This is a genomic window from Erwinia sp. AK-PDG3-5, assembly GCF_056821705.1.
The window spans coordinates 3,960,839-3,973,947 of record NZ_CM165967.1 but is presented as its reverse complement, the minus strand read 5'-3'; the positions used below and the strand labels follow the sequence as shown (position 1 = coordinate 3,973,947).

The window sequence follows — 13,109 nt, the reverse complement described above, 5'->3', positions numbered from 1 at the left end:
CTGTCGTTGAGTCAAACGGTGATAACGGGCTCCGGTCAGACCGGAGCGACCAGATAGCGAACTTCAGGCTGGCTGTCTCCCTGATGGAAGGCCAGCACCCGGTTTTGAATTTTGCTGTCGTTGATGGTGTAACGTTCCTTTTGCCGCAGGTGCTCCATCCAGGAGCCGACGACAAAGGTTTCGACAAAAATACCGGGGCGCAAAATGTCTTCGTACAGACACCAGTTGATCGCACCGCCGCGCCGTCTTACCCGGCGCATCTCCTGAATACAGACCGTGAAGCTGTGGGCCTGTTCGCTGGCGATCAGGTATTCATAGCTGACCATCACCGGCCCGCGATCGTGACGGACATCGGGCAGGGTGCCGTTTTCATCGCGGGCGATGCTGTCGAGATTCAGATCGGGATCCTGATCCAGCCGCCAGCGCAAGACGGTGGCGCTGGCGAGGATCATCCCGGCGGTGGCAATACACAGCGAGGCCGGAATGCCATAGTGGGACGCCAGCTGCCCCCAGATGGCGCTGCCGGCGGTCATCGATCCAAAGAACACCGTCAGGTACACCGCCAGCGCGCGGGCTTTTACCCATCTGGCGGCGCTGCGCTGTGCGCCAAGATTGAGGGTAGACAGCACCGCAATCCAGGCAAAACCGGTGAAGAATTCAAAGGCGTTCAGCAGCCAGAAATGACGCACCCAGGCCAGCGCCAGCATGGTGAGGGCAAACATCAGGCTGGCCAGCACCATCAGCCGGTCGGCACTGAAACGTTTGCGCATCCCCGGCAGGAGCAGCGCACCGCAAATCGCCCCAACGCCGATAAATGCCAGCATGATGCCGTAGCCGCCTGGCCCCAGCCCCAGCTCACGGCGGGCGACCAGCGGCAACAATGCCCACCCCGCGCTGCCAAAAACAAAGAAGGCGACGGTGCGCACCAGCACATTACGCAACACCGGCGCGGCATGGACGTAACGCAGACCGGCGCGGACCGCAGAGAAAAAATGCTCGGGCGGCAGGCGCTGCACGGTTGGCTCGGCTTTCCAGCGATACAGCACCAGCGCGACCCCCAGCACCGATAGCGCATTGAGCATAAACACCATCCACGGGCCCACGAAGGAGAGGATCAACCCGCCCAGCGCCGGACCAATAGCGCGACTGATATTGATGCCGAGGGAGTTAAGGGCAATGGCGGAACCCAGCGACGGCTTGTCGACCAAATCCGGCACGATGGCCTGAAACGGCGGCGAGCTCATTGCTGCACCGGCGCTGAGGAAGAACGCCGCCACCAGCAACACCAGCGGCGTGACGTGGCCAGTAAACGACAGCACCGTCAGGATCGCCGCGGCGATAAATACCCACAGTTGCGAAAACAGCAGGTATTTGCGCCGGTCGACGATATCGGCCAGCACCCCGGACGGCAGCGCAAACAGGAACATTGGCAGGCTGCTGGCCGCCTGCACCATTGCCACCGACAGCGGATCGGCGCTCAGGGTCAGCATCGTCCAGTTCACCCCCACATCGTTCATCCATGAACCGATGTTGGAAACGACCGTCGCCAGCCACAGCATACGGAACACCGGCAGCCGTAAAGGCTGCCAGGGCGAAACGCTCGCCGTCGGCAGATCTTCAGGCAGCGGCGTGCTGGCACTGTGAATATCATTTACCTGCGCCATTCGGGTACCTCAGACGGTGGAGTCGTGGCGTTATTCATCGGCTCAGAACGCAAAACAGCTGCAACCCAGCGCGCCCCAGAAAGCAGTATCTTCCGACACCGGCACGTTTGCGCCGCGCGCCACATCATGCTGATGACTGTGGACGCCGCACGGGCCGCTGCAATGGTGCACCGATGGCATCATCCCCACCCTCGATGCGGTCTGCGGGGGCGCGCTGCGATAATGTCCCGGCACTTTCACCACTGGCGACCAGTCTGGCAGCACCGGAATGGACGGCGGTGCCTCAGCGGTGAAGGTCCCGGCGGCATAGACCACGTTGCCATCGACCACGGTCAACACCGATTCAATGCCTTTGATCTCCTCTTCCGGCACGCTGAAGAAGTCTTTGCTCAGCACCGCCATATCGGCCAGCTGTCCGACCTTGATCTGGCCTTTTTTCCCCTGCTCGCTGGAGAACCAGGCACTGCCCTGGGTCCACAGCATCAACGCGGTTTCGCGATCCAGTCGCGCGCTGGCCTCATACATTTGCATTCCGCCGACGGTGCGCCCGGAGACCAGCCAGTAGAGCGCGGTCCACGGGTTGTAGCTGGCGACGCGGGTGGCGTCGGTGCCGAGACCCACCGGCACCTCAGTGTCGAGCATGCGCGCCACCGGCGGCGTGTGGCGGGTGGCTTCAATGCCGTAGCGCTCGGCAAAGTATTCCCCCTGGAACGCCATACGGTGCTGCACCGCGATCCCACCGCCCAGCGCTTTAATGCGGTCGATATTCTTCTGGGTGACGGTTTCTGCATGGTCGAAGAACCAGTGCAGGCCGTTGAACGGAATGTCGCGGTTCACCTTCTCAAACACGTTCAGCATCCGGCTGATGGATTCGTCATAGGTGGCATGCAGGCGGAACGGCCAGCGATGCTCGACCAGATGTCGCACCACGCGTTCCAGCTCGTCTTCCATGCCGGGCGCTAAATCCGGTCGCGGCTCGAGAAAATCTTCAAAGTCTGCCGCCGAGAACACCAGCATTTCGCCGGCGCCGTTGTGGCGGAAGTAGTCGCTGCCCTGACCGGGTGACAGCATGTCGGTCCACTTCTCAAAGTCTTCGAGTTCATGGCCCGGTCGCTGGGTAAACAGGTTGTAGGCGATGCGCAGCGTCATCTGCTTTTTCTCGTGCAGCTCGGCGATCACCTGGTAGTCTTCGGGGTAATTCTGGAAGCCACCGCCGGCATCGATGGCGCTGGTCAGGCCAAGGCGGTTAAGTTCGCGCATAAACTGACGCGTCGAGTTGACCTGCTGTTCCAGCGGCAGCGTCGGCCCTTTTGCCAGCGTGGCATAGAGGATCATCGCATTTGGCCGGGCAATCAGCATGCCGGTCGGGTTGCCGTTGCCGTCACGCTGGATTTCGCCGCCCGGTGGATTCGGCGTGTCTTTGGTGTAGCCGACCACCTTTAGCGCGGCGCGGTTGAGCAGGGCGCGGTCGTAAAGGTGTAGGACAAACACCGGCGTGTCGGGCGCGGCTTCATTGATTTCGTCCAGCGTCGGCATCCGACGCTCGGCAAACTGGAATTCGGTCCAGCCACCCACCACCCGCACCCACTGCGGAGACGGGGTGCGCAGCGCCTGCTCCTTCAGCATCCGCAGCGCATCGGCTAATGAAGGCACCCCTTCCCAGCGTAATTCCAGGTTGTAATTCAGCCCGCCACGGATCAAATGCAGGTGGGAGTCATTCAGGCCCGGCACCGCCGTGTGGCCTTTAAGGTCGATCACTTTAGTGGCGTCATCGTGGTACTGCATGACCTCGGCCACCGTGCCCACCTGCAGAAATTTACCCTGTGAAATCGCGACGGCTTCCGCGAAGGGCTGTTGACCGTCAACGGTGTGGAACCTGCCGTTGGTGAAAATAAGATCGGCTTTAGCGGGCGTGACCATGGATCCTCCTGACGTGAGATGTCCGTACCGCCCGGCGCAGGCGGCAGTACGGAGAGGGGCGCTGCGTGCCGGGAGGCAGAGCACCAACGTAGAAGAAGTATGGTGAGGAGTTTGGCCGATCGTCTAGTTATACGAAGGGATAACTATACGTCCGTATAGTTATACGCAGAGATAATAGTGACGGTGATTTAATCGCCTTAGACTGCGGGCTGACAGTGATTTTTCGGAAGCTTAATTCGCTTTTCAACCTCAATGGGTAACAACAATGACTAACGCTAAACTTGAAGTTTTGACGCCTCATAACAGCCAGATGATTTTCATCGACCAGCAGCCGCAGATGGCCTTTGGCGTCCAGTCAATTGACCGTCAGGTGCTGAAAAACAATACCGTGGCGCTGGCGAAAGCGGCAAACGTCTTCAACATTCCCACCATTATCACCACAGTAGAAACCGAGAGCTTCTCCGGCCATACCTATCCCGAGCTGCTGGACGTGTTCCCAGGCCTGGATATCCTCGAACGCACCTCAATGAACTCCTGGGATGACCAGAAAGTGCGTGATGCGCTGGCCGCCAACGGTAAAAAGAAGGTGGTGGTTTCCGGCCTGTGGACCGAAGTGTGCAACAACAGTTTTGCCCTCTGCGCGATGCTGGAAGGGGACTATGAGATCTATATGGTGGCCGATGCGTCCGGTGGCACCACCAAAGAAGCGCATGACTTTGCCATGCAGCGCATGATCCAGGCGGGCGTGGTGCCGGTCACCTGGCAGCAGGTGATGCTGGAGTGGCAGCGTGACTGGGCGCATCGCGATACCTATGACGCGGTGATGAACATTGCTAAAGAGCATTCGGGTGCTTACGGCATCGGCGTGGATTACGCCTATACCATGGTGCACAAAGCCCCTTCCCGTCAGAAGAGCGAGCACCGCACGCTGGCACCGGTGCCTGCGCGCTGATCCCTGTCGGCCAGCCTTCAGCGGCTGGCCGGCGTTGACGCATGAAGGTGGATGGCCATGAGTCCGTTACTCACATCACTGGGCGCGGGTGTCCTTGTCGGACTGTTTTATGCGCTGCTTAACGTCCGCTCGCCCGCGCCATGTAAAAGGATATCCGGATGCGTTCACGGCCCATTATTATTGTGGATGACGAACCCTCAGTCCGCAGTGGGCTGAGTAACTTATTGCAATCAGAAGGTTACTGCACGCTGGCCTTTGAGTCGGCAGAGGCTCTGCTGGCGGATCACATCGCGCTGCACGAGGCGGCGCTGTTTATCATTGATGTCCGGCTGCAGGGGATCGGCGGCGTTGAGCTGTTCAGCGAGCTGAGCCGTCGGCTGGAGGCACCGCCTGCCATTCTTATCTCGGGCGACGGGGACGAGAACATGCTGTGGGTGGCGATTGAGTTGGGCGCGCTTGCTTTTTTGCCCAAACCCATCGAGATTGATACGTTGTTCACTCACATCCGCCAGCTGTTATCGCCAGGAGAAGCGCCGTCATGAGCCTGTCACCCGCCGCACTGCAGTTGGTCGGCGAAGAGGGATTTTCGCTGCCGGAAGATCTGACCCTCAGTCCGCTGGCACAGGAAAGTCAGCTGGCCTGGACTCTCTGCCGCAGTACGGCTGACAGCTTTATTATTGCCACCGCCGCCAGCGAAGACGCCACCTTTCAGGTGACGCCACTGCTGAAAAATGAGTACGCGCTGCGTGAGCAACTTAGCGAACGCTGGGCGATCCGGCCGCTGGCGCAAAGCCATTTTCAGGGGCGTTACGCGCTGATTTATGACCTCTTTTCCCATCGCACGCTGGCAGACTCCCTTAGCCTGACGCCGCAAACGCTGGCCGACTTTCTCACCCGCGCCATCCGGCTTTGCGCGCCGTTAAGCCAGATGCATCAGCAGGGGCTGGTTCACGGCGACATCAAGCCCGCCAACTTCTTTCTCACCGACGACGGCACGTTTCGTTTAGGCGGATTCGGGCTGGCCTCGCAGGCGTCAACGGCGCCGTTACCGCCGGGATTACCGGCATCCGGCGGCACGCTTGCGTATATGTCGCCAGAGCATACCCGCCGCACCGCGCAGCAGGTGACGCCATTAAGCGATCTCTACAGCTTAGGCATGGTGCTGTACGCGCTGCTGACCGGGAAGTTGCCTTTCGGCAACGCCGACGGCGGCCATGCCGAATGGGTTCATCATCATGTCGCCTCCGAGCCGCCTCCGCCGCACCTGATGCGCAGCGATGTCCCGCCGGTACTGTCTGCCATCCTCTTGAAGCTGCTGGAAAAATCCCCGCAGCAGCGTTATCAGACGGTGGAGGGGCTGCAGGCCGATCTGCAGCGCTGCCTGGCGACTCTGACGCCCGATGGCCAGATTGCGCCTTTTACCCCAGGCTTGCAGGATACCCAGCGCAACGGGTTTGCCTGCGGCACCCTCAATACCGAACACCCTCAGACTGACCAACTGCTGGCGCAGTTCGATGAAGTGATGCACAGCGGCCGATCCGCGCTGACGGCGATCGTGGGAGCGGCGGGCAGCGGAAAATCCGCGCTGCTGGCCTCAGGCGTGAAAAAATTACAGCAAAAGCCGCTGCTGTTAACGGTGGTGACAGCCGATCGCTACGCGCCGCTGCGGCCTTATGGCGTCTTTAACGCCGCGTTTCGGATGGTGGTGCTGAATCTGCTGGGGCTGTCGGCGGAGGAGGTCGCCCGCTGGCGATCGCATCTTGTCCGGCTGCTGGGCGATTATGTCGGGCTGGCGATCGATTTTGTGCCTGAGCTGGGGGTGTTGTTGCAGCAGAAGGCGCAAGCGCCTGACGAAGTCGAATCGCCCGATGCCCGACACCGTTTTACCCATATGGTCTGTCGGCTGGTCAACGCATTGGCCCGGCCGGGCAGGCCGCTGGTGATGCTGATCGACGATATTCACTGGGTCGATCGGGCCAGCCTGCAGCTGCTGCAAAACCTGCTGGAAATGAGTGAAGATGCGCCGTTGATGCTGGTGATCGCCCATCACGATCTGGCTTCGCTGCCCAGTGCGCAGATCGGCCAGCAGCTAACGGCGCTTCAGCGTTCGGCGGGCCGCTCGCTTGAGATCGTTCCTCAGCCCCTGTCGGTAAACGCTATCGCGCTGTGGCTGGCGGACATCTTCCATGGCCGTCCGGCGGCAACAGAGGAACTGGCGCAGCTGATCCACGAGAAAACCGCCGGTAATCCGCTCGCGACCCAGGCGTTTTTCCGTCAGGCGGTGCAGGATGGCCTCATCCATCACGGCCGCACGCCGCAGAAATGGGGTTACGATCGGCAAGGCCTGCGCGCCTGCCGGTACAGGGAACATGCCGCCCTTGTGTTACCGCCGCTGGAATCGGTGTCGGTTACCCGCCGGACGCTGCTGGAAGAGACCGAGTGGGCGTTTCTTCAGGGCAATCTTGCCGTGGCGCGGGCGCACTGCGAGCAGTTGCTGGCAGCACCGGGCAACATCACCGATAAAGCGATCGCCGCCTGTTGGCTGGCGGAAATACATATGCGCCAGTCTGACAACAGCCTGGCGCTGGAAACCGCCATTGGCTGGCTGGCGGTATTTGGCATCCAGCTGAATCGGCATCCCGACAAGGCCGAATGTGATGCCGCGAGGATTCTGCTGAAGGCGGATGTCGGCATCAATCCCTACACCCGCTTCCGCTCGCTGCCGCTGATGGCCAGCCGTGAGAGCCAGGCGATCATCAATCTGATGGCCAGCGCCAGCATGTTTGCGGCGTTTTGCAATCCGCGACTGCACTTTATGATCGTCTGCAAAATGCTGCACCTGACCCTGGACCAGGGGATCAGCGGGGCCTCGACCTTTGCGCTGTCCTGGTATGGCGTGCTGTGCGGCAGCCATTACGACGAGTACAGCCGCGGCTATGCCAGTGCGCTGCTGGCGCGGGAGCTGGTTTATCACCACGATTTCACCCGCTATAAGGCCCGCACTCTGATGCCGCTGGATCAGGTCAGCGTCTGGACCATGCCGTTGGCCTATGCCATCGAGCGCGCGAAGGAAACCTTTAACGTGGCGGTGGCCAATGGCGATCGCACCTCTGCCTGTCTGGCGTTACGCCATCAAACCATGAACTACCTGGCGCGAGGCGATCACCTGGAAGGCGTGCTGACCACCATTGAACGCGGCCTGGCCTATGTGCGCAAGGCGCAGTATCAGGATGTGGAAAGCGTGCTGCAGATGCAGCGCGACTTCGTGTTGTTCCTGCGTGATGGCTCGCAAAGCGAGATGTCAGGCGAGCATTTTGTTGCGGGCGGACTGCGACTGGCCGGCAGCGGTATTGCCACGCAGCCGTTGTTTTTGATGCAGTTCTGGCACTGGCTTTACCGCGGAATGGCGCATTTTTTCTCGGGCGAATACCCCCATGCGGAACGTTGCCTGGCCCAGGCGGCGCGCTTTACGGATTTAATCCCCGGGCATATTCATATGCTCGATTTTCATCTCTACAGCGCGTTGTCGCTGACCCTGCAGCTGGAACCGGCGACCTTCACTGCCGATAAGCAGCAACAGGTGGCGGCGCATTTTGAAAAAATCGCCACCTGGGCCACTGAAAATGCCAAAACGTTTGCCGATAAACAGGCGTTGCTGCGGGCCGAAATCCTGCGGCTGGAAGGCCATAACAGTGCCGCCGCTGAGCATTATGAACAGGCCATCGCCTTATCCCGCAGCGGCCAGTTTGAGCACATCAACGGCGTGGCGCATGAGCTGGCCGCCCGCTTTGCCAGCGCGCGCGGATTATCGGTGGCGGCAGAGGCTTACCTGAAAGGAGCGATCAAGGCCTGGAAACGCTGGGGAGCCGACGCCAAAGTCCGGCAGTTGGGATCCCGCCATGCTTATCTGGCACCGGCCGCCCGGCAGTCGCCTTTTAATACCGTCAGCTTCGATCAGAATGAAGCGGTCAGCGATCTGCAGAGTGTGATCGCCGCGATGCGCGCGCTGACTGAAGAGATCAACCTGGATCGCCTGATCAATACCCTGATGATGATGTTACTGGAGCGGGCCGGTGCGCAGCGGTGCCTGCTGATCCGCTTACTGGAAGGGCAGGTTCCTGAAATCGAAGCGATGGCCACCGCCACGGCCGATGGCACCCGGGTGAAAATTTTGCAGGTCACCCCGACCTCAACGGATTTGCCGCTGTCGGTTTTATCGGCGGTGATCCGCACCGGCCAGGAGATCCGCACCGGCAAACCGGAGGTGTTTAGCCCGTTCAGCCAGGATCCCTATCTGGTGGCATCTGGCGCGGCGGTGATGTGCGTACCGATGTTTAAGCAGGCGCGGATGGTCGGCGTGCTGTATCTGGAAAACCGGCTGATGCCGGAGGTGTTTACCGCGGAACACTCCCGAATCGTGGCGATTTTGGGCGCGCAGGCGGCGATTTCGCTGGAAACCACCCGGCTCTACAGTGAGCTGCTGGAAGAGAATATTCAGCGACGCCGCGTCGAGAAACAGCTGCGATCCAGCCAGACTTCGCTGATGCTTGGGGAGAAGATCAGCCATACCGGCACCTGGCACTGGTATCTGGAGCAGGACATGATGGAGATTTCGGATGAATACCGGATGATCCTCGGGCTGCCTGAACAGCAAAAGAGCCTGTCGATGGCCAACTTTTTAACCCGCGTGCATCCTGACGATCGCCAGTGTATCAGCGAGCTGGTGAGCGACAGCGTGGGTAACGGCATCATCATGCAGGCGGAGTTTCGCGTGCTCAGGCCGAATGGCGAGTGTCGCTATATCAAAGGGATTGGCGAGCCGGTCGACAGCGGCGCGGAGGTGAAAGAGTATTTCGGTACCATCAGCGATATCACCGCGCAGCGGCTGTCGGAAGATGCTGCGCGCATGGCGCAGGCCGATCTTGCCAGGGTTTCCCGCGCCACCACCGTCGGGCAGCTGACCTCCTCCATCGCTCATGAAATCAACCAGCCGCTGATGTCGATTGTGGCGAATGCGGGTGCCAGCCTGCGCTGGCTTAACCGTGACCCGATCCACCTCGAAAATGCCTGTTCCAGCCTGCAGGAGATCATCAACGAAGGGAAACGGGCGGGCGATATTATCCGTGGCCTGCAATCGCTGACCCGCAATCATGCCTCTGAATTTGGCCGGGCGAATCTGCACCTGATTGCCCGCGATATCCTCACGCTGTCCCGGATGGAGCTGGAAAGGCGCTGGATTGGCCTTGAGCTTAAGCTGCGCGCCAGCAATGACGCAGTGTATTGCGATCGCGTGCAGATCCAACAGCTGTTGTTAAATCTGGTGCTGAATGCCATCGAAGCGATGGATGAAAGCCAGCAGCGGGCGCATCTGCTGACGCTGTCGTCGTCCAATCCAACGCCTGCGCTGATCCGCTTTGAGGTGTCCGATACCGGCACCGGCCTGCCTGAACCGGTGATAAAACGGATCTTTGATTCGTTCTACACCACCAAGAAAGAGGGCATGGGCATGGGACTGACCATCAGTGATGAGATCATTAAAAAGCATCGGGGCGAGTTGCGGGCTGAAAATCGGGAAGGCGGCGGCAGTATTTTCTGGTTTACGCTGCCGACCGAACCGCACGCGTAGGAGTTAAGCCGGGGCTGCTAGCGGCCCCGGGTTTTTTCGATATTGAGCCGTTCGGCCGCCCGCACCAAATCGGAAAGGGAACGCACCTGCATTTTCTCCATCACCCGGCGTTTGTGCACCTTAGCGGTGATTTCGCTGATCCCCATTTCGGCGGCGATTTGCTTATTCTGTAAGCCGCCAATAGCCAGCAACATCACTTCGCCTTCACGCGGCGTCAGCGAATGATGCCGCGCGGTCAGCTCCAGCTTTTGCTGCGAGGAAGCCATACCGTCTTCGGAAATCCTCAGCGCTTCTTCCACCGCCTGCAACAGTCGCTCGGGATCGACCGGCTTGGTCAGGAACTCGAAGGCACCGGCTTTCATTGCCCGGACGGTCACCGGAATGGTGCCAAACCCGGTCAGAAAGATGGTGGGGATGGAATAGCCTCGTTCAATCAACGCGCTGGCCACGCCGAATCCGTCGGTGCCCGGCATATTAATATCGACAATCAGGCAGCAGGGCGACGGGTAAAAGGGATGCGCCAGAAACGCGTCAGGGGACGAAAAGGCCGCCACGTCATAATTTTGTGAGCTGAGTAGGTTGGTCAGCGCGGTGGTCACAGACTCATCATCATCAACAACATAAACTATGTGGTTCATAACGTTTCTCTTCTTAAGGGAACCCTCACTGACCCCTGACCACGGACATAAGCCTGCGATCAACGGAAGTATAGAATCAGTTAAGAAATCGTCAGGGTTTGGGCAGGAGCAAGGCTGGATAATAGCATAATAATTATTATTATCATCGTTTTAGCCCGCTAATAAGAATAACGCCACAAGCCGATGATTAGCCTCGCAATGCCGGCGGCAGGCTGCCCACATTTTCCCGCTCAATCGCGCCGTTTAACCCCCGCACAGGCCGGCGAAATTTGACTCGCCTCACAGTTCGCCACTGAAACCGGTTAAAAATCTTGCCTGTTTGCCGCTGAAATGAGATTGATAGCGGCCACAGGATTGTTACTGTTTACAGGCAAAACCTCAGGCACGGCGTCTTCCCCAAGACGCCGTGCCTGAGGTTTTTTTTTGCTCATTTTTCACAGGCGCGTTCAGGAGACAGGGTATGCAATACCAGCAGCTGGCAGATGAAATCATCGACGGTGTCGGTGGCAAGAGCAATATTTACAGCGTCATGCATTGTGCGACCCGCCTGCGTTTCAAGCTGAAAGACAGCCGCAAGGCCAATACGGCGGCCCTGAAGCTGAACCCTGGGGTGATTATGGTGGTCGAGAGCGGCGGCCAGTATCAGGTGGTGATTGGCAATAATGTCGGCGAGGTCTATCGCCTGTTAGGTACCGAGAACGGGCCGTCAGAAGCTGCGGACGCCAGCAAAGAGAACCTGTTCGCGCGCTTTATCGACTTAGTGTCCGGCATTTTTACCCCGTTTATCGGCGTGATGATTGCGTCGGGGATCATCAAGGGGCTGCTGGCGCTGATGCTGGTGTTGGGCGTGTTGCATCAGGAGAGCGGCAGTTACAAGGTGCTGTTTGTCGCCAGCGATGGCCTTTTCTTCTTCCTGCCTATCCTGCTCGGCTTCAGCGCCGGGAAAAAATTTGGCGGCAATCCGTTTATCAGCATGGCCATCGCCGCCGCGCTGGTGCATCCGCAAATCATGGCGGTGGTGGAAAGCCAGAAGCTGGGGCAGTCGCTTAACTTCTTCGGCATCCCGCTTGAGATCCTCAATTACAGCTACTCGGTAATCCCGATTATTTTTGCCGCCTGGGTTGCCAGCCTGATTGAGCGGGTAGTGCATCCGCGATCGCCGTCTGCGGTGCGCAACTTTACCACCCCGCTGATTTGCCTGTTGTTGGCGGTGCCGCTGACCTTCCTGATCATCGGCCCCGCTGCCACCTGGCTGAGCCGCTGTCTGGCGGAAGGCTATGTCTGGATTTACAGCCTCAGCCCGACGGTGGCTGGCGCGTTTATGGGCGCTATCTGGCAGATTTGCGTGATTTTCGGCCTGCACTGGGGACTGGTTCCGGTGATGCTGAACAATCTTGCCACCTTCGGCCAGGACACGCTGGTGCCACTGCTGCTGCCTGCGGTGATGGGACAGGCCGGCGCTACCCTCGGCGTGATGCTGAAAAGCCGCGATCTGAAGCTGAAAGCGATTGCCGGATCTGCCTTCACCGCCAGCATTTTCGGTATCACCGAACCGGCGGTGTATGGCGTAACCCTGCCGCATCGCCGTCCGTTTATCTTTGGCTGTATCGGCGGGGCACTGGGCGCCGCCATCCTCGGCTATTTCCATACCACCATCTACTCCTTCGGCTTTGCCAGCATCTTCACCTTCCTGCAAATCGTGCCGCCCACCGGCATTGACGCCAGCGTGTGGGCCGCCTTTGTTGGCTCTGCGGTGGCGCTGATTTTTGCCGCCGTAACCACCTGGGGTTTCGGCTTATCTGCCGCGCCGGTTGAGGTGCCCGTTGAGCCGCCGGTTGAGAAAGCCTCCTCGCGCAGGCAAGCGGTAGTCAGCCCGATCAGCGGTGAAACGCTGCCGCTGGAGCAGGTTCAGGACGCCACCTTTGCCAGCGGGCTGTTGGGCAAAGGGGTGGCGATTGTTCCACAGCAGGGGCGCGTGCTGTCGCCGGTGAACGGCATCGTGTCATCGATGTTCCGCACCGGCCACGCGGTTGGGCTGACCTCCGACGACGGGGCCGAAGTGCTGATCCACGTTGGGCTGGATACCGTCAAACTCGACGGACAGTTTTTCTTCCCGCGCGTCAGCAACGACCAGCCTGTGAAGGTCGGCGATCTGCTGATGGAATTTGATTTAGAGGCGATCAAAGCGGCGGGCTACGACCTGACCACGCCGGTGCTGGTTAGCAACAGCGATGACTACATCGACGTACTTATCCTCAGCGACGGCGCGGTATCTGCAGGTGCGCCGTTACTGACCGTATTGAACTAAC

The 13,109-nt window shown here is 59.6% G+C and carries 8 protein-coding genes; 5 read left to right on the top strand and 3 right to left on the bottom strand.

Going from position 1 to position 13,109, the window contains the following annotated elements:
- Positions 1–35: 35 nt before the first annotated feature.
- Positions 36–1,664 (bottom strand): MFS transporter, encoded by a 1,629-nt coding sequence (locus tag AC1UKS_RS18495; protein ID WP_482434758.1) that lies wholly within the window; start codon positions 1,662–1,664, stop codon positions 36–38.
- 42 nt (positions 1,665–1,706) lie between these two features.
- Complete coding sequence (locus AC1UKS_RS18490; RefSeq protein WP_482434757.1) at positions 1,707–3,584, bottom strand: amidohydrolase; 1,878 nt, start codon at positions 3,582–3,584, stop codon at positions 1,707–1,709.
- 265 nt (positions 3,585–3,849) lie between these two features.
- Between AC1UKS_RS18490 and AC1UKS_RS18485 the strand changes: the two genes are divergently transcribed.
- The 4 genes from AC1UKS_RS18485 to AC1UKS_RS18470 are packed head-to-tail and all read left to right on the top strand — an operon-like array spanning position 3,850 to position 10,162.
- Entirely contained in the window at positions 3,850–4,536 is a 687-nt protein-coding gene (locus AC1UKS_RS18485; protein ID WP_265908898.1) for a hydrolase, read from the top strand.
- Positions 4,537–4,587: 51 nt separating this feature from the next.
- Entirely contained in the window at positions 4,588–4,752 is a 165-nt protein-coding gene (locus AC1UKS_RS18480) for a DUF1427 family protein (protein ID WP_482434756.1), read from the top strand.
- A complete protein-coding gene (locus AC1UKS_RS18475) occupies positions 4,695–5,078 on the top strand; it encodes a response regulator transcription factor (protein ID WP_265908897.1) in 384 nt (127 codons plus the stop codon). Before AC1UKS_RS18480 ends, AC1UKS_RS18475 begins: the two co-directional genes overlap by 58 nt.
- Positions 5,075–10,162 (top strand): AAA family ATPase, encoded by a 5,088-nt coding sequence (locus tag AC1UKS_RS18470; protein ID WP_482434755.1) that lies wholly within the window; start codon positions 5,075–5,077, stop codon positions 10,160–10,162. Before AC1UKS_RS18475 ends, AC1UKS_RS18470 begins: the two co-directional genes overlap by 4 nt.
- Before the next feature lie 17 nt (positions 10,163–10,179).
- Here AC1UKS_RS18470 and AC1UKS_RS18465 read toward each other — a convergent pair whose 3' ends face one another.
- Complete coding sequence (locus AC1UKS_RS18465) at positions 10,180–10,800, bottom strand: response regulator transcription factor (RefSeq protein WP_053145510.1); 621 nt, start codon at positions 10,798–10,800, stop codon at positions 10,180–10,182.
- Between the two features lie 460 nt (positions 10,801–11,260).
- Between AC1UKS_RS18465 and bglF the strand changes: the two genes are divergently transcribed.
- The gene (bglF, locus tag AC1UKS_RS18460; protein WP_482434754.1) at positions 11,261–13,108 is read left to right on the top strand and encodes a PTS beta-glucoside transporter subunit IIABC; all 1,848 of its coding nucleotides are present in this window, start codon (positions 11,261–11,263) and stop codon (positions 13,106–13,108) included.
- The last annotated feature ends 1 nt before the right edge of the window (position 13,109 follow it).